This is a genomic window from Variovorax sp. 10N412 (assembly GCF_056394985.1).
In genome coordinates this window covers 1-24,546 of sequence record NZ_JBFTIO010000029.1, presented here as the reverse complement: position 1 = coordinate 24,546, position 24,546 = coordinate 1, and the positions used below count along the sequence as shown (strand labels likewise).

Below are 24,546 nucleotides of genomic sequence, written 5' to 3'. Positions count from 1 at the left end.
CGGCCCCCGCGGTCCGCGCGGTGCCGGCCCGACGCCGCCCGCCCCGCTGATGGCGCCCCCGGCCCCGCTGCCGGCGTCCTGATCCGCCAGGCCTGCCCGCCATGACCACCGACGCCGCCACCCCCGCACCGTCGCGCCGCAGCCTGCGCGCGCTCGACGCACTGGCCTTCTTCGCGCCCGACATCCAGGGCGGCGTCGGGCCGTTCCTGATCGTCTTCATGGCCGGCACGCTGGCCTGGGACCCGCAGCGCATCGGCACCGTGATGTTCGTCTCGGCGCTGGTGGGCCTGGTGGTGCAGGCGCCGGCCGGGGCGCTGATCGACAGCGTGCGTCACAAGCCGCGCTGGATCGCCGGGGCCATCGCGCTCATCGCGATGTGCCTGGTGGTCATGGCGAACTGGCCGGGCTACGGCGTGATCCTGGCGGGCCAGTCGCTCATCGGCGCGGCGGGCACGCTGGTGGCGCCTGCCATCGCGGCCACCAGCCTGGGCATGGTGGGGCGCGCCGGGCTGGACGCGCGCGTCGGCCGCAACGCGGCCATCACCGCGGGCGGCACGGTGCTGTGGGCGCTGGGCACCGGCTGGGTCGGCCACGCCTTCGGTCCGCATGCGATGTTCTTCTACGCGGTGGCGATGGCGCTGCCGACGGTGGTGGCTGCCATGCTCATCCGCCAGCGCGACATCGATCCGCGGCTGGCGCGCGGCGCCGATGCCGATGCCGACCGCGAGGCCGGCACCGCGCCATCCACCGCCCGCTGGTACGACCGCCGCCTGGTCGTGCTGCTGGTCTGCGCCTTCCTGTTCCACCTGGCCAACGCCGCCATGCTCACGCTGGTGGCGCAGAAGGTCGGCAGCCGGGCCGGCACCTCGGCCACGCTGTGGCTGTCGGGCGGCGTGATCGTCACGCAGCTGGTCACCATTCCGATCGCGCTGGCGGTCGGGCGCTGGGCGCCGCGGCTGGCGCGCAAGCCGATCTTTCTCGTCGGCTTCGCGGTGCTGCCGGTGCGCGGGCTGCTCTACCTGCTGGCCGACAGCCCGACCGCGCTGCTGTCGCTGCAGGTGCTCGACGGCATCGGCTCGGGCATCTTCGGCGTGATGCTGACCCTGATGATCGGCGACCTCACGCGCGGCAGCGGCCACTTCAACCTTGCGCTGGGCATCGGCGCGGCCTGCGTGGGGCTGGGCGCGGCGCTCAGCAACCTGGTGGCGGGCACGGTGGCGCACCTGGCCGGCTACGGCACGGCCTTCGTGATGCTGGCGGGCGTCGCGGCCTGTGCGCTGACGCTGTTCGCGCTGGCCATGCCGGAAACTCGCGACCGGCGCCGTTCGATCGCGAACGCGCCCACCGACTCCGCACTGACCCCCGCCGCTCCATGACCAAAGACACCGTGTCCGCCCTGCCCCCTTCTTCACCAGCCCCTGCCGGGAACAGCAAGGAGCTGCCCGCCGAGGGCGGCGGAGGCAACGGCCTGCTCTGGGTGCTGGTGGCAGTGGCGGTGCTGTTCGCCTTCCTGCGACCGCGCGCGCCGATGGACTGGCTGAAGCTGGTCGACTGGCAGACCGTGGGCGCGCTGGCCGGGCTGCTCGCCATCACGCAGGGCGTGGAGAAGAGCGGCATGCTGCAGGCGGCCGCCCAGCGCCTGCTGGCGCGCACCACCAACCTGCGCCAGCTCGCGCTGCTGCTCACCGCCACCGCCGCCGTGCTGTCGGCGCTGGTCACCAACGACGTGAGCCTGTTCCTGCTGGTGCCGCTCACGCGCGTGCTGGCCACGCAGGCGCACCTGCCGCTGGCGCGGCTGGTCGTGCTGCAGGCCCTGGCGGTGAACGCGGGCTCGGCCCTCACGCCCATCGGCAATCCGCAGAACCTGTACCTGTGGCACCGCACCGGCGAGAGCTTCGGCGGCTTCATGGCCATGATGGCGCCCACCGTGCTGGTCATGCTGTTCTGGCTGTTCGTGGCCGTGTGGCTGCTGGTGCCGCGCACGGCCATCGCGCTCAAGCCATCCGCCGAGGCCGCGCCGGTGCAGCCGCGCCTGCTGGCGCTGTCGGGCGTGCTGTTCGTGGGCTTCGTCGTAGCGCTCGACCGGCACTGGCTGCTGGCGGGCCTGGCGGTGGTGTTCGTCGCCTACCTGCTGTTCCAGCGCCGCGTGCTGCTGGGCGTGGACTGGGCGCTGCTGGCCATCATCGCGCTGATGTTCGTGGACCTGCGCCAGCTGGCGGAGCTGCCGTCGGTGGCCGCGCTGGTGGGGCAGTGGCCCATTGCCGAAGGCTGGCGCGCGTACCTGGCGGCCATCGTCACCTCGCAGTTCATCAGCAACGTGCCGGCCACCATCCTGCTGGACCGCTACGTGCACGACCTGCCCGCGCTGGCGGCAGGCGTGAGCGTGGGCGGCTTCGGCTGCGTGCTGGGCTCCCTCGCGAACCTCATCGCGCTGCGGCTGGCCAAGGTGCCGCACGGGCTGCGCGAGTTTCACCGCATCAGCATTCCTTTTCTGATCGTGTGCGCGGCGTCTGCGGTGCTGCTGCGGCTCGGTTGAAACGCGTTTTTTCCTGTTCCACAACCACTCTCACAAGGGACTTTCATTCCATGCCACATCCTCACGAAACACATGACACCCTGGACGTCTGGTCGGTCGAAGGCCGTTTCCAGCACCTGGTGTACAGCCCCAAGGGCGGCGTCGAAGGCGTGCTGATCGACACCGACGGCGTGCTCACGCAGTTCGTGTTCGACCGCCACGACGAGGGCGCCGCGTCCGCCTTCGCGGGCCTGCAGGCCGGCCAGGCGCTGGTGATCGAGGGCACCGAGGAAGGCCCCTCCCCCAAGGGCGAGGCCGGGCACACGGTCTACCGCTTCGAGCGGCTGGCCTCGGTCGACGGCCAGGCACCGCGCCACACGGACGCCGAAGCGGACATCGCGGGCACGGTGGCGCGCTTCAACTACGCGCGCCATGGCGAGGCCAACGGCGTGGTGCTGGACACCGGCGACTTCGTCCACACCCGGCCCGACGGCTTCGCACGGCTGGGCCTGAAGGTCGGCGACAAGGTGCGCGCCGAGGGCCACGCCCAGCCGCTGGCCACGGGCGAGGGGCGCGTGGTCGAGGCCGTGAAGGTCAACGGCCGGCCGGTGCGGGACGCAGAAAAGGGCTGAAGCGCCTGTCTTTGTCTTTCTCCCTCCCCTCCCGGGGGAGGGCTGGGGTGGGGGCACGACAGCCTCTGAACAAGCGCGGCGCCTGATCGAAGGCCTGCCCCCATCCCAGCCTTCCCCCGGGAGGGGAAGGAGCAAGACCGGTCGTGTGCCGCTGGCTGTTCGTCTTTCTCCCTCCCCTTCCGGGGGAGGGCCGGGGTGGGGGCACGGCGGCCTCTGAACCAGCTCGGCGCCTGATCGCAGGCCTGCCCCCATCCCAGCCTTCCCCCGGGAGGGGAAGGAGCAAGACCGGTCGTGCGCCGTCGGCTGTCTGTCTTTCTCCCTCCCCTTCCGGGGGAGGGCCGGGGTGGGGGCACGGCGGCTCTCGAAAAAGCGCGGACCTGATCGCGTACCCTCGCGGCCCATGTCATCGACCGTCTATGCCCTGCTCGCCATCGCGCTCTGGACCACGCTCGCCTCGCTGGGCACCGCCCTGTCGCACCTGCCGCCGTTCCTGCTTACCGGGCTGGCGCTGGTCATCGGCAGCGTACCGAGCTGGCCGCTCGTGCTGCGCGACCGCCGCGCCTGGCAAGTGCCGCCGCGCACGCTGGCGCTGGGCGTGTACGGCCTGTTCGGCTACCACTTCCTGCTGTTCATCGCGTTGCGGTACGCGCCGCCGGTCGAGGCCAACCTGGTCAACTACCTCTGGCCGCTGCTCATGGTGGTGCTGGCGCCGGCGCTGCTGCCGGGTGTGACACTGCGCCCGCTGCACCTGGTGGCGGGACTGCTGGGGTTCGCGGGCGCGGCCGCCGCGATCCTCGGCGCGGGCGGGGGCGCGGCCACTTCCACAGGCTACTGGGGCTTCCTGCCGGCGCTGGCCTCGGCCTTCGTCTGGGCCAGCTACTCGCTCGGCACGAAACGCGTCGCGCCCTTCCCGACCTCGGCCATCGGCCTGTTCGGGCTGGTCTCGGGCGTGCTGTCGCTGGCCTGCCACGCAGTGCTCGAGCCCTCGGTGGCGTTGTCGGGGCGCGACGGGCTGTTGCTCCTGCTGTGCGGGCTGGGCCCGCTGGGCGCGGCCTTCTTCGCATGGGACGCGGCACTCAAGCGCGGCGACGCGCGCCAGATCGGCATCCTGAGCTACCTCACACCGCTGGGCTCGACCGCGCTGCTGCTGCTGGTGACCGGCCGGCCGCTGACCTGGACCATCGCGCTGGCGGCGTTGCTCATCATCTCGGCGGCGATCATGGGCACGCGCGCACGCTGAATCAGGCTGTATCCGACGAGCCCGGCCGTTTTTTGTGGCTAGAGTGGAGGCTCAGGAAAAAAAGGAGCCACACCCATGCAAAACAAGAACGAGGATTTCGAGATCACGCCCAAGCTGGTGTTCGACCTGAACCTGGCGCTGTACCTCGACCTGGTGGCCGCGTTGGAGAGCGCGGGCGCCGTCACCTACCGCCAGATGGCGGCCCGGGTGCTGAACGTGAGCATGGACGCCCGCGCCGACGGCGAAGTCGGCCTGTCGACGGTGCTCGAGGGCGTCGCCAAGGGCTTTGCCGGCCAGAGCGACGGCATGTCGATCGAACTGCTGAAGGCCGCGCACGGCCTGCGCGACGACGAGGCGCTGGGCGACGTGCCCATGCGGCCCGCCACCGACTGACCCGCACGCCAGGCGCCAGGGCTGGCACCGAAATCGCTTGGGGCCCGGGTACAACAGCTCCAAGGTGACAACATGGCGAAGATCCCTCCCGGTGTCGGTCCGCGTTTTCCGCAGGTGGTGGTCCTGGTGGGCGCCACCGGCGACCTGGCAAGGCGAAAACTTCTGCCGGGGCTGTTCCACCTGTGCAGCGCCGGCTTCATTCCGGGCTGCCGCGTCATCGGCGTGTCGCTGGACGAACTCGATGTCGACGGCTTTCGCGCCGCCGCCCGCGCGGCCCTCGACGAGTTCGGCAGCCGCAAGACCCAGCCCGCCGACTGGGAAGCCTTCGCCGCCACGCTCGACTACGTGCCCCTGTCGGCCGGCGCCGCCGCATTGCGCGCCGCGGTCGACCGGGCCGAGGCCTCGCTGGGTACCGAGTGCCGGCGCCTGCATTACCTGAGCGTGCCGCCCAGCGCGGCGCTGACCGTGGTGCGCACCCTGGGCGAGGCCGGGCTGGTGGAGCGCTCGCGCATCGTCATGGAAAAGCCCTTCGGCACCGACCTGGCCAGTGCCGTCGCGCTCAACGGCAAGCTGCACGAGGTGTTCCAGGAAGAGCAGATCTTTCGCATCGACCACTTCCTGGGCAAGGAGCCGGCGCAGAACATCCTGGCCTTCCGCTTCGCCAACGGCCTGTTCGAGCCCATCTGGAACCGCAACTTCATCGACCACGTGCAGATCGACGTGCCCGAAACACTGGGCCTGGGCAAGCGCGCCGGCTTCTACGAGCAGACCGGCGCCTACCGCGACATGGTGGTCACGCACCTGTTCCAGATCCTGGCCTTCATGGCCATGGAGCCGCCCACCGCGCTGGAGCCCGCGCCCATCAGCGAGGAGAAGAACAAGGTCTTTCGCAGCATGGAGCCGATCCGGCCCGCCGACGTGGTGCGCGGCCAGTACAGCGGCTACCGCGCCGAGGAAGGCGTGGACCCCGACTCCGACACCGAGACCTTCATTGCGCTGAAGTGCCACATCGACAACTGGCGCTGGGCCGGCGTGCCCTTCTACCTGCGCACGGGCAAGCGCATGGCCGAGGGCCAGCGCATCATTTCCATCGCGTTCCGCGAGCCGCCCAAGAGCATGTTTCCACCGGGCTCGGGCGTGGGCGCGCAGGGGCCCGACCACCTGACCTTCGACCTGGCGGACGCTTCGAAGATGTCGCTGTCCTTCTACGGCAAGCGCCCCGGGCCCGGCATGCGGCTGGACAAGCTGAGCCTGCAGTTCGCCATGCGAGACACCGGCATGGCCGGCGAGGTGCTCGAAGCCTACGAGCGGCTGATCCTGGACGCGATGCGCGGCGACCGCACGCTGTTCACCACGGCCGAGGGCATCGAGCGGCTGTGGGAGGTGTCGACCGCGCTGCTCGAATCGCCGCCGCCGGTGCGGCTCTACGAGCAGGGCTCATGGGGGCCGAAGCCGGTGCACCAGCTGATTGCGCCGCATGCGTGGCGGCTGCCGTTCGAGCGGGCCTGGCGCGATCCGAACAAGACCGGCAACTGAAAGACGCCGCTCAGGCCTGCGCCACCTCCAGCACCAGCTTGCCGAAGTTCTCTCCCGCGAACAGCTTGTTGAGCGACTCGGGGAAGGTGTCGAGCCCCTTCACCACGTCTTCCTTGCTCTTCATGCGCCCGTCCTTCAGGTAGCCGGCCATCTCGGCGATGGCGATGTGGTAACGGTCGGCGTAGTCGAACACCACGATGCCTTCCATGCGCGCGCGGTTCACCAGCAGGCTCAGGTAGTTGCGCGGGCCGGCCGCAGGCATGCTGTTGGCGTTGTTGTACTGGCTGATGGCGCCGCAGATGATGATGCGGGCCTTGCGTGCCAGCTTGGCCAGCACCTGGTCGAGGATCTCGCCGCCGACGTTGTCGAAGTACACGTCCACGCCCTTCGGGCAGTGTTCCTTCAGGCCCGCGCGCACCGCGCCCTCGCCGGCCTTGTAGTCGATACAGGCGTCGAAGCCCAGCTCCTTCACCACCCACTCGCACTTGGCCGCGCCGCCCGCGATGCCGACCACGCGGCAGCCCTTGAGCTTGGCGAGCTGTCCCACGGTCTGGCCGACCGCGCCGGCCGCGCCCGACACGACCACGGTCTCGCCGGGTTGGGGCTGGCCCACGTCCATCAGGCCGAAGTAGCCGGTCATGCCCGGCATGCCGAGCACGTTGAGCCACTGGCCGATGGTGCCGACGTTCAGGTCGATCTTCACGAGGCCGTTGCGCTTGAGTTCTTCCTGCGCCACGAGGATGTACTCCTGCACGCCCAGCGTGCCGTACACCGTGTCGCCCACCGCGAACTGCGGGTTCTTCGACGCGACCACGCGGCCGACGCCGCCGGCGCGCATCACCTCGTCGATGCCCACGGGCGGGATGTAGCTCCTGGCGTCGTTGAGCCAGCCGCGCATGGCGGGGTCGAGCGACAGCGACAGCGTCTTGACCAGCACGCCGCCCTCTGCCGGCTCGCCGACGGGCTCGGTGGTGAACTTCCAGTTCTCGCGGGTGGCGGCGCCTTCGGGACGCTTGGCGAGTCGGACCTGGTGGTTGGTGAGGGGGCTGCTCATGGTGTCTCCTTGATGGACCGATGCGGGCTGGGAGGCGCATCGTAGCCGCGCCCCCCCGTACCGGCCGGTAGCGCAGGCGACAGCCCCCGCCGCCCGATCGCTCAAGTCAGCCGGACGATGATCTGCAGCCCCGGCCCGGCGTTGCGCACCGTCAGCTCGCCGCCGTGCGCCTCGGCGATCAGCCGGCACAGGTACATGCCCAGGCCCACGCCGCCGGTGGCGCGCGCGCGCGCGCCGTCGGTGCGATAGAAGGGCTCGGTCAGGCGCTCGAGCTGCTCTTCGCCTACGCCGGGGCCGTGGTCTCGCACCTCGATCTCCACGCCCTGCCTGCGGCCCTCGAGCACCGCGCGCAGCGACACGCAGGGCGGCCGAGGTGCGTCGGTGCTGTAGCGCAGCGCGTTGTCCAGCAGGTTGCGCACCAGCAGGCGGATGCGCATGCGGTCGACGGCATGCGGGGGCAGGCCTTCGGCCAGGTCGAGGTGCACGTGCTGCGCATCGGGCATCTCGGCCACCGTCTCGCGGATCAGCACGGCCAGGTCGACCGGCTCGCGCAGCAGCGCCACGTGCGGGCTTGCCAGGCGCTCGCTTTCGAGCAGGTCGCTGATGAGGTCGCGCATCTCGTTCAGGTCGCGCAGCAGCGCCTCGCGCTCGGGCTGGCCTTCGGGCGTGGCCGGCAGCAGCTCGGCATTGAGCCGGGCGCGCGTGAGCGGCGAGCGCAGCTCGTGGCTCAGCGCCAGCAGCAGGCCGCGCTTGGCGTCGAGCATGGCCTGGATGTCGTCGGCCATGGTGTTGATGCGCTCCGCGAGGTCGCCCAGGTCGTCGTTGCGCCGCACGGGAATGGGCTGTGCGAACTCGCCGCGGCCGAAGCGCTGCGCGCCTTCGCGAATGTCGATCAGCGGGCGCAGCAGCCGGTTCACGTAGGCATAGGCCAGCAGCACGCACGACAGCAGCAGGCCGAGCGTGGCCCAGCCGATGACGCGCGGCGCCAGCTGCCACAGCTTGGGCGCCCAGCCGAAGATCACGCGGTGGCCGTCGGCCGTGGGGCGGATGAACCACTTGTCGCCGCCGAAGACGTCGTCGCGGTCGTGCATCCAGCCGCCGGGGCCGTTCGCGCCGCCGGGGTTGGAGTCCCAGTTGACCGTGGGGCCGACGATGCGGATGGTGATGGGCAGCCGGGCCACCAGCGCCTGCGCCCGCGCCACGTCGGGCGGCGTGCCGATCTCTGCCACCAGGCGGTCGGTGTAGTCAGTGAGCATGGGCTTGGCGGCCTCGGCCCAGCCGGTGGAGAACGACTTCTTCATGCCGCCCATGAACACCGCCGCCATCACCAGCGCGAGCAGCACGAACATCAGCACCAGCCGCACGCGCAGCGAGCGGCGCCAGCGGCGCTTGCCCTGCACCTTCTCGTTCCAGCGGGCGTGCCACTGCGTGCGCCATTCCTCGCGTGACATGTCCTCGCGGCAGGCCATGCGCTGCCGCATCTCGCGCATCACCGCACGGTGGTCCCTGCGGTTCAAGCTCATCGGAAGACCTCCGCGCTACGCGCTGCGGTGCGAGCTTGCTTGGGGCGGCCCGGCGCGGCGCTCATGCGGGCTCGCTGCGCGCAACGGCCAGCGCGTAGCCCGCATTGCGCAGCGTCTTGATGCAGTCCAGCGGCTCCAGCTTCTTGCGCAGGCGGCTCACCACGATGTCGACTGCGCGCGTATAGAGCTCGGCCTCGTGGCCGCGCAGGCGGTTGAGGATGTCGTCGCGGCTGAACACCTTGCCGGGCTCGGCCGCCAGCAGCGCGAGCAGTTCGAACTCGGTGCCGGTGAGCTCCACGCGCTCGCCGTGGCGCAGCACCTGGCGCCGGTCGAGGTCGATCGACAGGCCGTCGAACACGCGCTGCTGCGTGCCGGCGGCCGCGGGCGGTGCGCTGCGCTGGCGTCGCAAGATGGTCTGCACGCGCGCCACCAGTTCGCGCGGCTCGAAGGGCTTGGGCACGTAGTCGTCGGCGCCCAGTTCGAGGCCGACCACGCGGTCCATCACCTCGCCGCGGGCGGTGAGCATGACGATGGGAATGTCGCTTTCCTTGCGGATCTCGCGGCACAGCGCAAAGCCGTCCATCTCGGGGAGCATCACGTCGAGGATGGCGGCGTCGTAATGGCCGGCGCGCAGCTTGGCGAGACCTTCGCTCGGGCGCACCGCGCTGTCGAGCGTGCAGCCGAAGCGTGCGAAGTAGGTGGTCAGCGGCGCGGCGAGGTGTTCGTCGTCGTCGATCAGCAGGATGCGCGGCATGGCGGGATTGTGCCTCCTGGCAAGAAAATGGCGGATGACTTCGCTGACCATCAGACCGGGTGGCATCGCACGGCCCAGGTGATGACAGCCGCCGGGTGCACCGTGCGCGGCCGCGAAGGAAACACAGGCATCGCGCGCTTCACCATGGATCGGCCCGGCCGATGCGCCCGAGGTGCGTGAAGGCGAAGCCCGCGGCGTACTTCAGTCCGTAACCCAGTGCGCGGTCCAGCCCGATGTGGGTCAGCCAGATGAGGCCGCCGGCCACCGCCCATGGCAGGGCCGCGAACACGCCGAGCGCCAGCAGCAGCACCGGCCCGACGTACGAATGCGCCGCGTTGTAGAGCGCCGCGCCCACGCGCGGGCCCGCGAGGTAGCCCAGCAGCGAGATGTCGGGCGCCAGCAGCCAGAGCGCGAACACGCCCCAGCCCGCGCCGAACTGGGCGTAGGCAGCAAGGGCCACGCCGAGCACCACGGTGCCTTCGAGCCGCAGCAGTCCCCGCACGCCGCCCGCGGCGCCGAGGCTCTGTTCGCGAGACACCGTGGAACCGGCTTCGCCGGGCCACGGGTGTCGCCCCCTGGAAGGGGGTTGGCGAAGCGACACGAAGTGCGCGAAGACCGGGGGTGAATCAAGGTCAGCCACGATGGCTCCAGCGGCGGCCGCCGCGGTCCATGAAGTCGCGCACCTTCTGCTGCTGGGCGGCGTTCAGGTGGTCGTAGAAGTCTGCCGCGGCCGCGATGATCTCGGGGCTGCCGTTGCGCACGGCGGCGGTCTTCTCGTCGACCAGTCGCGTGGCGCCGGCCTGGTCGAGCTTATTGCCCGCGAACAGCGCCTTGAACTGCGAGCGCGGGTCGCCCGAGCCGCCTGCGCCGCGCATCGCTTCGCGCTGTGCCTGCAGCTTCTCGGCCAGCACGGTGAGCTTCTGCTTCTGGCTGGCGTCGAGCTCGAGCTTGCTGCCCACGCGCTCGACCATCTTCGCGCGGAACTCGGCGCTGTCGCCGCTCCAGCCGTGGCGTTGGCCGGCACAGCCGGCGATGCTGCCGGCCACCATGGCGGCGCCTGCGAAACCGAAGAGAGTGCGTTTGATCCAGTGCTTCATATCAAGTCCTTGATGTTGTGTGGTGAGGAGGAAGCTCGATGGTGCGAGGTGCGCCGGGCCAAGTCCTCTCGCCGGGGTATCGGCGTGTTTCGTTTGATTGCGACGGGCGCGGCAACCGCGCAGGGGCTGCTTACAGCCGGCTGCTCTTGGCGTTGACGGCCGCGGCGCGTGCGTCGACGGGGTTCTGCAAGGTCGAGATGACCTTGCTGTTCACGCGCGAGCCGGACGACACGTTCTGGTCGGGCGCGGCGGCGGCACGCACGGCTTCGGCAACGACGCGGTCGCGCTCCATCGACACGGCCATGGTCTCCGGGCCGCGCGAGCCGCGCACCACGTTCTGGTTGGGTGCCGACGCGGTGCGCACGGCTTCGGCGTTCACATCGGCACGGCTCTTGGCCGACACGGCGGGTTGCACGCCCTCGTAGCTTTCAGCCTTGGCGCCCGCAGCGGCGAGCATGGCGAACGAGCTGATCGCGATGATCTGGGAGAAGGAGACGGAGGTGGAGACGAACTTCATGATGCAGGCCTTTCTTTCGGGGTTGGAAGAGAAGACTTGATCGTGCTTGCGGGCGCCCCGCAAGTCCTTTCGCCGCGGTTGCGGCATGTATCGATTCTTTTCACTCGCCCGCCAGGGCGAGTGAAAACGCTCAGCCCGCCATGGTGGCGGCGGGGTCGTCGGATTCGAGCACGCGCTGTGCCCAGGCCTCGAGCTTGCTGGTGTCGGCACGCAGCACTTCCTGCTTGACCGCGAGGATGCGCGAGGGATGCATCGAGAAGCTGCGCAGGCCCAGCCCCAGCAGCAGCCGTGTGAAGGCCACGTCGCCGGCCATCTCGCCGCACACCGACACGCCCTTGCCTTGGCGGCGGCACTCGGTGATGGTGTCTGCCACGAGGCGCAGCACGGCCGGGTGCGCGGGGTCGTACAAATGCGCCACCGATTCGTCGGCACGGTCGATGGCCAGCGTGTACTGAATCAGGTCGTTCGTGCCGATCGACAGGAAGTCGAAGTGCTTCAGGAAGATGCGCAGCGTGAGCGCAGCTGCCGGAATCTCGATCATGGCGCCGAGCTTCACCTGGCCGTACACCGCGCCGCGGTTGTCGAGCTCGGTGCGCGCGAAGTCGATCAGCGACAGCGTCTGGCGGATCTCGCTGGCGTGCGCGAGCATGGGAATCAGCAGGTGGATCTCGCCGTGCGCGGCGGCGCGAAGAATGGCGCGCAGCTGCGTGAGGAACATGGCCGGGTCGGCCAGGCTCCAGCGGATGGCGCGCAGGCCGAGCGCGGGGTTCAGGTGCTCCTGCTTGTTGGACGACTTGCTGTCCAGCGGCTTGTCTGCCCCCACGTCGATGGTGCGGATGGTCACGGGCATGCCCTGCATGCCCTCGACCGCGCGCTTGTAGGCCTGGTACTGCTCTTCCTCGTCGGGCAGGCGCGTCTGGCGCGTGGACGACTCGCGGCCCATGAAAAGGAACTCGCTGCGGAACAGGCCCACGCCCACGGCGCCGGCCTTGACGGCGCCCACGGTGTCTTCCGGCATCTCGATGTTGGCGAGCAGCTCGACACGCTGGCCGTCGAGCGTGACGGCGGGCTTGTGGCGCAGCCGCGCGAGCCGGCCGCGTTCGAGGTCGCCCTGGCGCTGCTTGAAGCCGTACTCGGCCAGGATGATCGGCGACGGGTCGACGATGACCACGCCGGCATCGCCGTCGATGATGACCCAGTCGTCCTGGCGCACCAGCTGGCTGGCGGTGCGCGCGCCGACCACGGCCGGAATGTCCATGCTGCGCGCGACGATGGCGGTGTGCGAGGTGCGCCCGCCCACGTCGGTCACGAAGCCGGCGAACACGCTCTTCTTGAACTGCAGCATGTCGGCCGGAGACAGGTCGTGCGCGATGAGCACCAGGGGCACGTCGATGCCGTCACCCGCAGTGGGGTCGTCCGCGTCGTCGTCCGTGGCGGCGGCGCGCTTGCGCCGCGGCGGGCTCGGCGCGAGCACGGCGGCCGTGCCCTTCATGCGGTGCAGCAGGCGCTCGACCACCTGTTCGAGGTCGGCCTTGCGTTCGCGCAAGTAGGCGTCTTCCATTTCGTCGAACTGGCGCGCGATGATTTCCAGCTGCGTGGTCAGCGCCCATTCGGCGTTGTAGAGCCGCTCGCTGATCCAGTGCTTCACGCCGGTGCTGAGGGCCTCGTCCTGCAGCAGCATCTGGTGCACCTCGAGCAACGCGGACAGTTCGTGCGGCGCGTCGTTCGGGCCCATCAGCGCGACATTGGCCTGCAGCTTGATGAGCTCGTCGGCCACCGCGTTGCGCGCGGTGCGCACGCGGTCGATCTCGGTCTCGATTTCTTCGGGCTTGATGAAGTAGTGGGCCACGTCGATGCGGCTCGACACCACCAGCACCGCGCGCCCGATGGCAATGCCACGGGCAACGGGAAGGCCGTGGACTGCGAAGGTCATGGCGGGGTCCTTATTCGCCTTCGCCGAACTTGTCGTCCATGAGGTGGACGATGGCGTTCATCGCTTCTTCTTCCTGCGGGCCGTTGGTTTCGAGCTCCACCGTGGAGCCGAGCCCGGCGGCCAGCATCATCACGCCCATGATGCTCTTGGCGTTGATGCGGCGGTCGCCGCGCGAGAGCCACACCTCGCAGGGAAAGCTGCCTGCGAGCTTGGTCAGCTTGGCCGATGCGCGTGCGTGCAGGCCCAGCTTATTGCTGATGGTCACGGATTTCTTGATCACTGTGCTTTCTCTTCGCCTGGTTCTGGGGAGCCGCCACCGCCACCTGCATGACGCCCGCGGTGCCGCCCGCGAGGGCGCGCTGCACCAGCGTCTCCAGCGGCTCGTGCCGGTAGGTGACGGCGCGCAGCAGCATCGGCAGGTTGACCCCCGCCACCAGCCGCGAACGGGCGCCGTCCACGAGTTTTTGCGCCACGTTGCAGGGCGTGGCGCCGAACACGTCGGCCAGCACCAGCACCTGCGAACGCGGTGCGCGCAGCTGCTGCTCGAGCGTGATGCGCGCGGCGGCCAGCGTTTCCTCGGGCGACACGTTGGGCAACACGTCGAGCGCGACGATGGCGTGTTCGCAATCGGGGAACACATGCAGCGCACACTGCCGCAGCGCATGGGCGAACGGTGAGTGGGCGATGATGAGAATGCTGTTCATGCGGGACGGAGGACGACGCGTCGATTATGCGGGGCCGCCCAGGGTAAGTAGATATGTGACACAACGCGGCAGCCCGGAAAAGCGGCCAGTGTTGCGCCCGTACCCACGCAAAGCGCCGCCCTCATGGCAGGCGCAAGCCCTCGAAGAAGGTCTTGGACGCTTCGCCCGAGGAGGGCGTCCCCAGCACGGTGGCCTGGTAGAGCGCCACGGTGCCGTCCTTTTGCGACTGGGCGAACCAGAGGATCTGCACGGGTGCGGCACCCTGCTTGCGCCCGTCGAGCCGCAGCGGAGCAGGCGTGGCTGTTGCGCGTTGAAGCACCGCGGGCGTTTCCGTCACCTGCGCCTCACCGGCTCCCTCCAATTGGCCGCGCGTGGCGGTGCGCCAGGCGTTGAGCCAAGCCTCGGCCTGCACCGGGCCGTTGGCCGACGCATGGGCGATGGCAAAGGTGGCGCCGCCGGCCGCACAGCCCGTCATGTCGACCTGTACCGATTCGGCGCCCAGCGGCAGCGCGCGGTTCGCGCGGTCGGCCTTGCAGGGCAGCAGCGCGATCAGGCCGGCCTCGGCTATGGGCACCTCGCGCCAGTTGAAGGTGGGGCTGCAGGCGGCAACCAGGGCTGCAATGGCCAGCGCGGGCCAGGGGCGGGGGACGGACGACGGCATGGGGGAGGGATTATCGAGCCGCGAGGCGCTGCCGAGGGGCCCCGTGGCGCCGCCAGCACGAATCGGGCGGGCGGAACTAAAATCGCGCCGCCCTTCTCATCTGTAAAGCCATGAAGAAATACATCGCCGCTGCCTCCGTCGTCCTCGCGCTGGCCGTCGGCGTGGGCGTGTACTTCGGCTCCGGCGCCACCGCCGCGCCGGCCTCGACCTTCGTGCTGCTCGACGGCACGCAAAAGAGCACCGCGGACCTGAAGGGCAAGGTGACCCTGGTCAACTTCTGGGCCACGAGCTGCGTGACCTGTGTTGGCGAAATGCCCAAGGTGATCGCCACCTACGACAAGTACAAGGCGCAGGGTTACGACACCCTGGCCGTGGCCATGAGCTACGACCCGCCGAGCTACGTGGTCAACTTCGCCGAAACACGCAAGCTGCCGTTCAAGGTGGCGATCGACAACACCGGCAGCGTGGCGCAGGCCTGGGGCGACGTGAAGCTCACGCCCACCACCTACCTGGTCAACAAGCGCGGCGAGATCGTGAAGCGCTATGTGGGCGAGCCGGACTTTGCCGAACTGCACAAGCTGATCGAAAAGCTGCTGGCCGAAGCCTGACGCGGGCTGTGCGCCAGGCGCTTTTCCGTTCGAAAGGCTGCACTAGCAACAACCCCGATCAGCGTGCGGGCCGGACTTTGCTAACCTGCGCCTTCCGCCGCATCGGCCCCTGGGGCCCCTTCTTCGATGACCGACTCTTTCGTGGCCGCATGAGCTTTTCCGTCTCGCGCCCCCTGCCGCTGTCGGCCATGCCGGCGGTGGTGCTGCTCACGCCTGAAGAAGCGCACGAGTTCGACGCCACGCGCGCGATCTTTCGCGACTACGCCGCCTCGCTGGGCATCGACCTGGGATTCCAGGATTTCGACGGCGAACTGGCCGGCCTGCCCGGCAGCTACGCCGAACCGCGGGGCATGCTGTTGCTGGCTTTGGTCGATCCCGCCAATGTGAAGGAAGAAACCGGCCGCCAGACGCCAACGCTCCGGCGCGCCGATGGCACGCTGGCGCACGTGGCGGGCTGCTGCGCGCTGCGTCCGCTCGACAACGCGGACTACGCGAACGCCGCGGAAATGAAGCGCCTCTACGTGCGCCCCGGTTTCCGCGGGCTGGGCCTGGGCCGGCAACTGGCCGAGGCCATCCTGGATGCCGCACGCGGTGCGGGCTACGGCTGCGTGCTGCTCGACACCCTCGACGACATGGAGTCGGCGCGGGCCCTCTACGAAGACCTGGGCTTCGCGGAGGTGCCGCCCTACTATCACAACCCCGTCGCCGGGGCGCACTACCTGAAGGCGGATCTCTAGCCGGGCTCAGCCGCGGGCTTGCGCCAGCAGCGTTTCGGCGTCGCTGACTTCGAACTTGCCCGGGCCTTCGACGTTGAGCGTGGCGACCTTGCCGTCCTTCACGAGCATCGAATAGCGGTTGCTGCGCACGCCCATGCCGCGCCCCGTCAGGTCGAGCGTCAGCCCGGTGGCCTTGGCAAAGTCGGCGCTGCCGTCGGCCAGCATGCGCACCTTGCTGCCGGTCTTCTGGTCGCGTGCCCAGGCGCCCATCACGAAAGCGTCATTCACGCTCACACACCAGATTTCGTCCACGCCGGCGGCCTTGAAGTCGTCGAAGTGCTGCACATAGCCCGGCACGTGCTTGGCCGAGCAGGTCGGCGTGAAGGCGCCAGGCAGGGCGAACAGCGCGATCGTCTTGCCGGCCGATGCCTTGGTCACGTCCACGGCGTTCGGGCCGATGCTGCAGCCCTCGCCCTCGACTTCGGAATATTCCTGCAGGGTGGCCGAGGGAAGGATGTCGCCGACTTTGATCATGTATGTGCTCCGGAAAAAGAAAAACGGCCCACATTGTGGGCCGTTTTCGAAGGGGCTGTCTCGAGCCGGGTATCTGATCGGTCAGACCAGAACGGCCTTTTCGACCAGACGGGTCACAACCCAGTTCTTGGTCTTCGAGATCGGACGGCTTTCCGTGATCTCGATGGTGTCGCCCAGCTTGTACTGACCATTTTCGTCATGGGCGTGGTACTTGCTCGTCTTGGCCACGATCTTGCCGTAGAGCTCGTGCTTCACACGGCGCTCGACCAGCACGGTCACGGTCTTGGCACGCTTGTCGCTGACCACCTTGCCAATCAAGGTGCGCTTGAGGGATTTTTTAGGTTCCGTCATGTTCATTCCTTATTTGGCGGCGGCGGTTTCTTGCTGCTTCTGCGCAAGAATGGTCTTGGCGCGCGCGATGTCGCGGCGCGTCACGCGCAGCGTCGAGGTGTTCGACAGCTGTTGCGTGGCTTTTTGCATGCGCAGGCCGAAATGGGCCTTTTGCAGTTCCTTGACTTCGGTCTTCAGCGCGTCGACATCTTTCGTGCGCAGCGTTGCAGCCTTGGTCACCTTGGCCGGAGCCACGGTTTCTTTTTTCTTACGGGTTGCCATGGGTGTTCTCCTCTCAGGCGCCGAGCTGGCGAGCGACGAACGTCGTGCGCAGCGGAAGCTTGGCGGCCGCCAGGCGGAACGCTTCGCGGGCGAGTTCTTCGGGCACGCCGACGATCTCGAACACGATCTTGCCAGGCTGGATTTCAGCGACGTAGTACTCGGGGTTGCCCTTGCCGTTACCCATCCGCACTTCAGCGGGCTTTGTAGAGATGGGCTTGTCCGGGAACACGCGGATCCAGATACGGCCACCGCGCTTCACGTGACGCGAAATCGCGCGACGAGCGGCTTCGATCTGGCGTGCCGTGAGGCGGCCGCGATCGGTGCATTTGAGACCGAAATCACCGAACGCAACCGAGTTACCCGTGGTTGCGACGCCGGTGTTGCGGCCCTTTTGTTCCTTGCGGAACTTTCTGCGTGCAGGTTGCAGCATGTTTTATTACTCCGTGAGGGCCCCAGGCGCTTTCGCGCCCGGGAGCGACCGATTACTCGGTCTTGGCACCGTCCGCTGCTGCAGCGGGCGCGGCTTTGCGGACGCGCTTAACGGCGGGTTTCGAGTCACCGGCACCGCCGGTTGCTTCTGCGGGCTTGTCGCTGCCATCGGCGGGAGCGGTGTTGCCACCGATCGGGCCGCGGGCACCGGCGCGGGGGCCGGAGCTGGGACCACGACGGTCGCCACCCGGACGGTCGCCAGGGCGACCATCACGGCGGGGACCACGCGGACGACGTTCTTCTTCAGGACGCGGCGTTTCGACGGCCGGCAGGTCGTTACGACCCAGCGTGTCGCCCTTGTAGACCCAGACCTTGACGCCGATGACGCCGTAGGTGGTCTTGGCTTCCGAGGTGCCGTAGTCGATGTCGGCGCGCAGGGTGTGAAGCGGCACGCGACCTTCGCGGTACCACTCGCAACGCGCGATTTCGATGCCGTTCAGGCGGCCCGACGACATGATCTTGATGCCCAGGGCACCCAGACGCATGGCGTTTTGCATGGCGCGCTTCATGGCACGGCGGAACATGATCCGCTTTTCGAGCTGTTGCGTGATGCTGTCGGCGATCAGCTGCGCATCGATTTCGGGCTTGCGCACTTCTTCGATGTTGACCGCAACCGGCACGCCGAGCTGCTTGCCCAGTTCGCGCTTGAGGTTCTCGATGTCTTCACCCTTCTTGCCGATCACGACGCCCGGACGTGCCGAGTAGATCGTGATGCGTGCGTTCTTGGCGGGACGTTCGATCATGACGCGCGACACCGAAGCGTTCTTCAGCTTCTTCTTCAGGTATTCGCGAACCTTGATGTCTTCGGCCAGCATGCCCGCGAAATCGCGGTCGCTTGCGTACCAGCGGCTGGACCAGTTACGGGTAACCGCAAGGCGGAACCCGGTTGGGTGGATTTTCTGTCCCATATTTCTTCCAGGCCTTCTTAGTTGCCAACCGTCACGTACACATGGCACGTGGGCTTGCTGATGCGATTGCCGCGACCCTTGGCCCGCGCGGTGAAGCGCTTGAGCGTTGCACCTTGCTCGACGTAGATGGTCTTGACCTTCAGCTCGTCGATGTCGGCACCGTCGTTGTGCTCGGCGTTGGCGATAGCCGACTCCAGCACCTTCTTGATGATCACAGCGGCCTTTTTCTGCGTGAACTGCAGAACGTTGAGCGCTTGATCGACCTTCTTGCCGCGGATCAGGTCCGCGACCAGACGGCCCTTGTCGACCGACAGGCGGACACCGCGGAGGACTGCACGTGTTTCAGACATGGTCGTTCCTTACTTCTTCTGGACTTTTTTGTCCGCGGGGTGCCCCTTGAACGTGCGCGTGAGCGCAAATTCGCCGAGCTTGTGGCCGACCATCTGGTCGGTGATGTACACGGGCACGTGTTGCTTGCCGTTGTGCACAGCGATGGTCAGACCGATGAATTCGGGCAAAACCATCGAGCGGCGCGACCAGGTCTTGATCGGCTTCTTGTCCTTGGTCGTCACGGCCTTGTCGGCCTTGGCCACCAGGTGGTGGTCGACGAAAGGACCCTTTTTGAGAGAGCGAGTCATTGGCTATCCCTTACTTCTTGCGACGCGACACGATGAAGACCTGCGTGCGCTTGTTGTTACGGGTGCGATAGCCCTTGGTCAGATTGCCCCATGGGTCGACAGGATGGCGGCCTTCGCCAGTCTTGCCTTCGCCGCCACCGTGCGGGTGGTCGACCGGGTTCATCACGACGCCGCGAACGGTCGGGCGAATGCCCTTCCAGCGCTTGGCGCCTGCCTTGCCGAGTTGGCGCAGGCTGTGCTCTTCGTTGGCCACTTCGCCGATGGTTGCGCGGCATTCGATGTGGATGCGACGCACCTCACCCGAACGCATGCGGACCTGTGCGTAGACGCCTTCGCGAGCCAGCAGCGTGGCCGACGTACCGGCGGAACGCGCGATCTGCGCGCCCTTGCCGGGTTGCAGTTCGATGCAGTGGATCGTCGAGCCGACCGGAATGTTGCGGATCGGCAGGGTGTTGCCGGCGCGGATCGGGGCTTCGGCGCCCGACAGCAGCGTTGCACCGGCTTCAAGACCGCGCGGGGCGATGATGTAGCGGCGCTCGCCGTCGGCGTAGCAGACCAGAGCGATGTGGGCGGTGCGGTTCGGGTCGTACTCGATGCGTTCGACCTTGGCCGGGATGCCGTCCTTGTTGCGCACGAAGTCGACAACGCGGTAGTGGTGCTTGGAACCACCGCCACGGTGACGGATCGTGATGTGACCGTTGTTGTTACGGCCGGCCTTCTGGAACTGGGGTTCCAGCAGGGCTGCGTGAGGAGCACCCTTGAACAGGTGATCACGCGAAATCTTCACCGCGCCGCGTTGGCCCGGCGAAGTGGGTTTCATCTTGATGACGGCCATGATTAAGCGCCTTCCCCGACGAGGTTGAGCTCTTGACCCGGCTTCAGGGTCACATAGGCCTTGCGAACGTTGTCGCGGCGGCCGATGGACTTGCCAAAGCGCTTGGTCTTGCCCTTGGTGTTGAGCACCGACACGCCCTGGACTTCGACCTTGAACATCAGTTCAACAGCGGCCTTGATCTCGGGCTTGGTGGCGTCTTGCAGCACCTTGAAAGTGACAGCGTTCGACTTCTCGCCGACCATCGTGGCCTTTTCGGACACGATCGGGGCGACCAGCACCGCCATCAGGCGGCCTTCTTCGAACGTACGTTCAGCGGCGGTAGGGTTCACGCGGCTCATGCGAACATCTCCTTGAGCTTGTCGACGGCACCCTTGGTGACCAGCACCTTCTTGTAGTGAACCAGCGACACCGGATCGGCGTAACGGGGTTCGACCACGAGGATGTTGACCAGATTGCGCGAGGCAAGGTACAGGTTTTCGTCGACTTCTTCGGCGATCACGAGCACGGACTCGAGATTCATTGCCTTGAAACGGGCTGCCAGCGGCTTCGTCTTGGGCGAATCCACGGTCAGCGAATCCACCACGGCCAGACGGCCTTCGCGAGCGAGCTGCGAGAAGATGGCGGCCATGCCGGCGCGGTACATCTTCTTGTTGATCTTTTGCGAGAAGTTTTCGTCAGGCATGTTCGGGAAGATCCGGCCACCCCCGCGCCACAGCGGCGAGGACGTCATACCGGCACGGGCGCGGCCCGTTCCCTTTTGCTTGAAAGGCTTCTTGGTCGAGTGCTTGACCTGCTCGCGGTCCTTCTGGGCGCGCGTGCCTTGGCGGGCGTTGGCCTGGAATGCAACGACGATCTGGTGGACCAGGTCTTCGTTGTAGTCACGGCCGAACACGGTCTCGGGGGCGTCGTACTTCGACGCGGCCTGGCCTTGTTCGTTCAGGAGTTCGAGTTCCATTACTTCGCTCCTTCAGCCGCTTGCGGCTTGGCCTTGATGGCGGGACGCACGGTGACGAAGCCACCCTTCGAACCCGGAATCGCGCCCTTGATGAGCAGCAGTTGACGTGCTTCGTCGATGCGGAACACGTCGAGGTTTTGCGTCGTGCGGGTGACGTCGCCGAGGTGGCCCGTCATGCGCTTGCCGGGGAACACGCGACCGGGGTCTTGTGCCATGCCGATCGAGCCGGGAACGTTGTGCGAACGGCTGTTACCGTGCGACGCGCGTTGCGAGCTCATGTTGTGACGCTTGATCGTGCCTGCGAAACCCTTGCCGATGGAAGTGCCTTGCACGTCCACCTTCTGGCCCACGGAAAACACGCTGCTCGCAGCGATCACGCCGCCAGCCTTGTGCTGACCTGCGGTATCTGCGGTGACGCGGAATTCCTGGATGATTTCGCCAGCTTCGACACCTGCCTTGGCAAGGTGGCCGGCTTGGGGCTTGGTCACGCGCGATGCTTTGCGCGAACCGAACGTCACCTGCAGGGCGACGTAGCCATCGGTCTCTTGGGACTTGATCTGGGTCACACGGTTGTTGGACACATCCACCACCGTGACAGGAACTGCGTCCCCGTCATCGGTGAAGAGACGCATCATCCCCACCTTGCGGCCCAGCAACCCGAGGGAGTTGCTCAGACTCATATGTTTTCTCCAAAAATGGAAATCCTCTTCCGCCACTGCCACTTCAATTGGCAACAGCGTTTGCCAGATTTCTCCGGCTACGGAAGAAGGTTGATAAATCTCCGCCGACGCAACATCCTTGCGGACGCAACAAGGGCAGAGCCAGCGATTATAGACCGCGATGGGGGCGCGGTGCAAGTACCGCCACGGCGCCTGTTTGGCAAGCGCGAAGCCCCCGTTTCAGGGCTATCTGGCGGGCTCTTTGGGATCCTTGGTCTCTTTGGCGGGCAGCGAGATGACCTTTTCACCGTCCGCCGACGACTTCATGTCGCCGGTGGGCTTGGTCGCCGGGGCGCCAGAGCCGGTCTGCACGGGAATCGCCACGATGCTCATGGCCCCGTTCTGCGTCACGAAGACGTTCAGGTAGGCGAGGCCTTCGCGACTGCTCGTCACCGTTGCAGTGGCACTCGTGCGCTGGCCCGCCGGCAGCACCAGCCTGCTGTTCGTCGCCAGCGCCAAGCCGGCATCGGTGGTCAGTTGCACCGTGGCTCCGGCCGGATCGGTCACGCCGTCGAACTGCAGGAAGACCGTAACCGGTCGGCCGGCCTGCGCCACGCCGTCGACCCGGTACTGGATCGCCACGCCCGAGTCATTCGATTTGCGCACCGCGACTGTCATGGGGGCATGAGAAGCCGATGCGACAGGCTTGCCCACGCGCGGCGCCGGCACGCCGTCTGCAAGAGCGGACGCGGCCGCTAGCGTCAGCCACACCGACGCGGCGATCATCGAGCTGGAACGGAGATTCATGGCGGCCCCCACTGCTATTGGATGGTCACGCCGAAACAGGTGTTCGCGGCGGAGTTGTTGAGGTCGTTGATCACCAGGACATAGGCACCCGCCGACAGGTTGACCGAGCCAGGATTGCGGCTGACCACGCCGCCTTGATAGATCGCCGCATTGGCACTGGCTCCCGCTGGCGGCGTGATCCCGAACTGATACGTGCGACTGGTCGGCGCAGAGAAAGTCAAGTAGGCAAAACTGCCCAGCTTGTTGCCGTCGCGCCTCGGATCCGCGGCGTTCGTCACGCAAGCCTGGGTGCTCGCGCCACCGATGGGAGCCGGCTTGTACATCGGCACCGCGATCGACACGCCGCCGTTGTTGCCTTCCTGGTCGCCATAGGCATCGTTGGCGGCCGCGCTGATGTTCTGCCCCGTCAGCAGGGAGGCGAGCACCGAGGCGCTGCCGGGCGACGCCACGTTGAAGACGGCGGTGAAAGGATGGATCGACGTGACCGGTACACCGCCGCGGAACAGGGCGCTGGTCATCGTGTCGTGGATCGGCTTGAACCCGACCTGCTGGTTGAGGTTCCAGAAGATCGACTGGATCGAGGTCTCACGGAACCAGCCCGGATTGGAGGGCGGCCCCTTCGAAAGATCGAGATTCGTCCCCTGCGATTGGCCGGGGCCACCCGAATCGACATAGTTGCTCCGCCCGAGCGCGATGCCCGACCAGGCGTTGCCCCAGCCTTCGGAGAAGGCAAGCCGCCGGTCGACCAGGTCGCTTGTGGCGTGCTCGCCGCCTGTCGAATCGTCGCGACTGAAGGAGGCCTGGTAGTAGTGCCCCCACTCGTGCGCGACCACGGGCGTATCGAATTCGTCGGTGTCCACGTTTTCCTTGCCGAGCACATAGATCTCGGCGCCCGAACTCCGGGCGATGAAGAACGTGGTGCCGATCTGCCCCAGCGCAACGCTGCCGGACGCGTTCGTGTTGTTGACGCTCCAGAACACTTTCAGCGCAGGAAACGCCGTCGCCGGCGCCACCGACACCACCTTCTGCATCGCGGTGTAGACCGTGTCCAGCACCGCGAACGGCGCGGACACGCGCTCGCTCGTGTAGCTCGACCCACCCCAACCGCTGCCGGCGCGCACGTCGCGGGTCAACGCCGCGGTTCCCGTCGAGAACGCAGACGACTGCATGGAATAGATCGCGTTGGAACGGGTGTTGTCGCGCACCGTGACATCCCAACTCGCGCCGGGCCCCGGACGCGTCAGTTGGGCACGCACGCGTACGACGACGCTCGTGTTGCCGGGAACACTCACGGCGTAGCCTCCGCTATCGTCCGTCGAGGTCACGACCAGCTGGTTGCCGCTGGCGTCGAGCACTTCGACATAGGCGCCACGCACCGGCTTGGCAGTGATGTTGGCGTACTGAAGGGCGCCGCTTTCGTTGGGCACCGACTCGTAGGTTGCCGTTCCGCTCAAATTGACAGGGCTGGTCGACGGCGCCACGACGACGGGCAGGAAGGGAATCCCGCCGCCGCCTCCGCCGCCGCCCCCTCCACACGCAGCCAGCAAGACCGTGGCCGCAAAGCACGCCACGATTCCCGACACAAAAGAGAACTTTTGCCTCATAGCTTGTGCGGCCCTCATTTCAGCCCCGGCAAATGCATTGAAGAATACCGGTGCGCGAGGATGCCACAGCCACATGACAAAAGACAAAGCCCGCCTGCATTTCTGCAGGCGGGCTTTTGTCAGAACACGACGCGAGGTCGGATTACTGCAGCTTGATCTCGACGTCCACGCCGGCCGGCAGGTCGAGCTTCATCAGCGCGTCCACGGTCTTGTCGGTCGGGTCGACGATGTCCATCAGGCGCTGGTGCGTGCGAATTTCCAGCTGGTCGCGCGACGTCTTGTTGACGTGCGGCGAACGCAGGATGTCGAAACGCTTCATGCGGGTCGGCAGGGGCACCGGGCCCTTGACGATCGCGCCGGTGCGCTTGGCGGTGTCCACGATTTCAGCGGCCGATTGGTCGATCAGCTTGTAGTCGAACGCCTTCAGGCGAATGCGGATTTTTTGCTTGGTTGCCATGATGATTCCTTTGCGTTCGGCTTAGATGTCGAGGATCTTGGCCACAACGCCCGAACCCACGGTACGGCCGCCTTCACGGATGGCGAAGCGCAGGCCTTCTTCCATCGCGATCGGGTTGATCAGCTTCACGGTGATGCTGACGTTGTCGCCAGGCATGACCATTTC

The 24,546-nt window shown here is 67.4% G+C and carries 33 protein-coding genes; 8 read left to right on the top strand and 25 right to left on the bottom strand.

The window, feature by feature from the left end:
• The first annotated feature begins 101 nt into the window (after positions 1–101).
• From AC1DJH_RS32415 to zwf, 6 genes are all read left to right on the top strand, one after another.
• On the top strand, positions 102–1,376 hold the full coding sequence (locus AC1DJH_RS32415) for an MFS transporter (RefSeq protein ID WP_478188514.1): 1,275 nt from the start codon (positions 102–104) through the stop codon (positions 1,374–1,376).
• Positions 1,373–2,536 (top strand): SLC13 family permease, encoded by a 1,164-nt coding sequence (locus AC1DJH_RS32410; RefSeq protein ID WP_478188513.1) that lies wholly within the window; start codon positions 1,373–1,375, stop codon positions 2,534–2,536. Before AC1DJH_RS32415 ends, AC1DJH_RS32410 begins: the two co-directional genes overlap by 4 nt.
• 50 nt (positions 2,537–2,586) lie before the next feature.
• Complete coding sequence (locus AC1DJH_RS32405) at positions 2,587–3,147, top strand: hypothetical protein (protein WP_478188512.1); 561 nt, start codon at positions 2,587–2,589, stop codon at positions 3,145–3,147.
• Between the two features lie 400 nt (positions 3,148–3,547).
• Positions 3,548–4,387: a DMT family transporter gene (locus AC1DJH_RS32400; RefSeq protein WP_478188511.1), complete on the top strand. Its 840-nt coding sequence runs from the start codon at positions 3,548–3,550 to the stop codon at positions 4,385–4,387.
• A 75-nt stretch (positions 4,388–4,462) separates the two neighbouring features.
• Complete coding sequence (locus AC1DJH_RS32395) at positions 4,463–4,780, top strand: hypothetical protein (RefSeq protein WP_435437688.1); 318 nt, start codon at positions 4,463–4,465, stop codon at positions 4,778–4,780.
• Positions 4,781–4,852: 72 nt separating this feature from the next.
• Complete coding sequence (zwf, locus tag AC1DJH_RS32390) at positions 4,853–6,316, top strand: glucose-6-phosphate dehydrogenase (protein ID WP_472121387.1); 1,464 nt, start codon at positions 4,853–4,855, stop codon at positions 6,314–6,316.
• A gap of 10 nt (positions 6,317–6,326) precedes the next feature.
• On the opposite strand, the gene AC1DJH_RS32385 is transcribed toward zwf, so the two are convergent.
• The 10 genes from AC1DJH_RS32385 to AC1DJH_RS32340 all read right to left on the bottom strand — a co-directional run bounded on the left by AC1DJH_RS32385 (position 6,327) and on the right by AC1DJH_RS32340 (position 14,559).
• Positions 6,327–7,370 (bottom strand): NADP-dependent oxidoreductase, encoded by a 1,044-nt coding sequence (locus AC1DJH_RS32385; protein WP_478188510.1) that lies wholly within the window; start codon positions 7,368–7,370, stop codon positions 6,327–6,329.
• A gap of 101 nt (positions 7,371–7,471) precedes the next feature.
• On the bottom strand, positions 7,472–8,851 hold the full coding sequence (locus tag AC1DJH_RS32380) for a HAMP domain-containing sensor histidine kinase (RefSeq protein ID WP_478188515.1): 1,380 nt from the start codon (positions 8,849–8,851) through the stop codon (positions 7,472–7,474).
• Positions 8,852–8,954: 103 nt separating this feature from the next.
• Positions 8,955–9,647: a response regulator transcription factor gene (locus tag AC1DJH_RS32375; RefSeq protein WP_472121396.1), complete on the bottom strand. Its 693-nt coding sequence runs from the start codon at positions 9,645–9,647 to the stop codon at positions 8,955–8,957.
• Between the two features lie 139 nt (positions 9,648–9,786).
• A complete protein-coding gene (locus AC1DJH_RS32370; protein ID WP_478188509.1) occupies positions 9,787–10,185 on the bottom strand; it encodes a DUF4260 domain-containing protein in 399 nt (132 codons plus the stop codon).
• Between the two features lie 94 nt (positions 10,186–10,279).
• Positions 10,280–10,744, bottom strand: coding sequence for a Spy/CpxP family protein refolding chaperone (locus AC1DJH_RS32365; protein ID WP_435487322.1), 465 nt, complete (start codon positions 10,742–10,744; stop codon positions 10,280–10,282).
• Between the two features lie 130 nt (positions 10,745–10,874).
• Positions 10,875–11,261: a DUF4148 domain-containing protein gene (locus AC1DJH_RS32360; protein WP_478188508.1), complete on the bottom strand. Its 387-nt coding sequence runs from the start codon at positions 11,259–11,261 to the stop codon at positions 10,875–10,877.
• A gap of 130 nt (positions 11,262–11,391) precedes the next feature.
• A complete protein-coding gene (gene ptsP / locus AC1DJH_RS32355; protein ID WP_472121401.1) occupies positions 11,392–13,194 on the bottom strand; it encodes a phosphoenolpyruvate--protein phosphotransferase in 1,803 nt (600 codons plus the stop codon).
• A gap of 10 nt (positions 13,195–13,204) precedes the next feature.
• Positions 13,205–13,474, bottom strand: coding sequence for an HPr family phosphocarrier protein (locus AC1DJH_RS32350; RefSeq protein WP_081266134.1), 270 nt, complete (start codon positions 13,472–13,474; stop codon positions 13,205–13,207).
• Positions 13,443–13,898, bottom strand: coding sequence for a PTS sugar transporter subunit IIA (locus AC1DJH_RS32345; protein ID WP_435437679.1), 456 nt, complete (start codon positions 13,896–13,898; stop codon positions 13,443–13,445). The genes AC1DJH_RS32350 and AC1DJH_RS32345 overlap by 32 nt, the downstream gene beginning before the upstream one ends.
• A gap of 121 nt (positions 13,899–14,019) precedes the next feature.
• The gene (locus tag AC1DJH_RS32340; protein ID WP_478188507.1) at positions 14,020–14,559 is read right to left on the bottom strand and encodes a hypothetical protein; all 540 of its coding nucleotides are present in this window, start codon (positions 14,557–14,559) and stop codon (positions 14,020–14,022) included.
• A gap of 110 nt (positions 14,560–14,669) precedes the next feature.
• Here AC1DJH_RS32340 and AC1DJH_RS32335 point away from each other — a divergent pair, with 110 nt between their 5' ends.
• Both AC1DJH_RS32335 and AC1DJH_RS32330 read left to right on the top strand, forming a co-directional pair.
• On the top strand, positions 14,670–15,167 hold the full coding sequence (locus AC1DJH_RS32335) for a TlpA disulfide reductase family protein (protein ID WP_435437677.1): 498 nt from the start codon (positions 14,670–14,672) through the stop codon (positions 15,165–15,167).
• Between the two features lie 149 nt (positions 15,168–15,316).
• Entirely contained in the window at positions 15,317–15,904 is a 588-nt protein-coding gene (locus AC1DJH_RS32330; protein WP_478188506.1) for a GNAT family N-acetyltransferase, read from the top strand.
• Between the two features lie 6 nt (positions 15,905–15,910).
• Here AC1DJH_RS32330 and AC1DJH_RS32325 read toward each other — a convergent pair whose 3' ends face one another.
• From AC1DJH_RS32325 to AC1DJH_RS32255, 15 genes are all read right to left on the bottom strand, one after another.
• Positions 15,911–16,417: a redoxin family protein gene (locus tag AC1DJH_RS32325; RefSeq protein WP_478188505.1), complete on the bottom strand. Its 507-nt coding sequence runs from the start codon at positions 16,415–16,417 to the stop codon at positions 15,911–15,913.
• A gap of 81 nt (positions 16,418–16,498) precedes the next feature.
• On the bottom strand, positions 16,499–16,768 hold the full coding sequence (gene rpsQ / locus AC1DJH_RS32320) for a 30S ribosomal protein S17 (protein ID WP_435437674.1): 270 nt from the start codon (positions 16,766–16,768) through the stop codon (positions 16,499–16,501).
• A 9-nt stretch (positions 16,769–16,777) separates the two neighbouring features.
• On the bottom strand, positions 16,778–16,987 hold the full coding sequence (rpmC, locus tag AC1DJH_RS32315; protein ID WP_435437713.1) for a 50S ribosomal protein L29: 210 nt from the start codon (positions 16,985–16,987) through the stop codon (positions 16,778–16,780).
• A gap of 55 nt (positions 16,988–17,042) precedes the next feature.
• Positions 17,043–17,459 carry a 50S ribosomal protein L16 gene (rplP, locus tag AC1DJH_RS32310; protein ID WP_093136308.1) on the bottom strand — a complete coding sequence of 139 codons (417 nt, stop codon included), beginning with the start codon at positions 17,457–17,459 and terminating at the stop codon, positions 17,043–17,045.
• A 52-nt stretch (positions 17,460–17,511) separates the two neighbouring features.
• The gene (gene rpsC / locus AC1DJH_RS32305) at positions 17,512–18,426 is read right to left on the bottom strand and encodes a 30S ribosomal protein S3 (protein ID WP_435437673.1); all 915 of its coding nucleotides are present in this window, start codon (positions 18,424–18,426) and stop codon (positions 17,512–17,514) included.
• A gap of 17 nt (positions 18,427–18,443) precedes the next feature.
• Positions 18,444–18,776: a 50S ribosomal protein L22 gene (gene rplV, locus AC1DJH_RS32300; protein ID WP_007838134.1), complete on the bottom strand. Its 333-nt coding sequence runs from the start codon at positions 18,774–18,776 to the stop codon at positions 18,444–18,446.
• Positions 18,777–18,785: 9 nt separating this feature from the next.
• The gene (gene rpsS, locus AC1DJH_RS32295; RefSeq protein WP_007838132.1) at positions 18,786–19,064 is read right to left on the bottom strand and encodes a 30S ribosomal protein S19; all 279 of its coding nucleotides are present in this window, start codon (positions 19,062–19,064) and stop codon (positions 18,786–18,788) included.
• Between the two features lie 10 nt (positions 19,065–19,074).
• Positions 19,075–19,899 carry a 50S ribosomal protein L2 gene (rplB, locus tag AC1DJH_RS32290; RefSeq protein WP_093057772.1) on the bottom strand — a complete coding sequence of 275 codons (825 nt, stop codon included), beginning with the start codon at positions 19,897–19,899 and terminating at the stop codon, positions 19,075–19,077.
• 2 nt (positions 19,900–19,901) lie between these two features.
• Complete coding sequence (rplW, locus tag AC1DJH_RS32285) at positions 19,902–20,237, bottom strand: 50S ribosomal protein L23 (protein ID WP_007838129.1); 336 nt, start codon at positions 20,235–20,237, stop codon at positions 19,902–19,904.
• Entirely contained in the window at positions 20,234–20,854 is a 621-nt protein-coding gene (rplD, locus tag AC1DJH_RS32280) for a 50S ribosomal protein L4 (RefSeq protein ID WP_093218836.1), read from the bottom strand. Before rplD ends, rplW begins: the two co-directional genes overlap by 4 nt.
• Complete coding sequence (gene rplC / locus AC1DJH_RS32275) at positions 20,854–21,534, bottom strand: 50S ribosomal protein L3 (RefSeq protein WP_116913568.1); 681 nt, start codon at positions 21,532–21,534, stop codon at positions 20,854–20,856. The genes rplD and rplC overlap by 1 nt, the downstream gene beginning before the upstream one ends.
• Before the next feature lie 225 nt (positions 21,535–21,759).
• Positions 21,760–22,320 (bottom strand): hypothetical protein, encoded by a 561-nt coding sequence (locus AC1DJH_RS32270; protein ID WP_478188504.1) that lies wholly within the window; start codon positions 22,318–22,320, stop codon positions 21,760–21,762.
• A gap of 14 nt (positions 22,321–22,334) precedes the next feature.
• Complete coding sequence (locus AC1DJH_RS32265; protein ID WP_478188503.1) at positions 22,335–23,924, bottom strand: hypothetical protein; 1,590 nt, start codon at positions 23,922–23,924, stop codon at positions 22,335–22,337.
• Positions 23,925–24,066: 142 nt separating this feature from the next.
• Positions 24,067–24,381, bottom strand: coding sequence for a 30S ribosomal protein S10 (gene rpsJ, locus AC1DJH_RS32260; protein ID WP_007838118.1), 315 nt, complete (start codon positions 24,379–24,381; stop codon positions 24,067–24,069).
• Positions 24,382–24,402: 21 nt separating this feature from the next.
• Positions 24,403–24,546, bottom strand: a 144-nt coding sequence (locus AC1DJH_RS32255) for an EF-Tu C-terminal domain-related protein (protein WP_478084152.1), incomplete at its 5' end; no start/stop codon positions are given.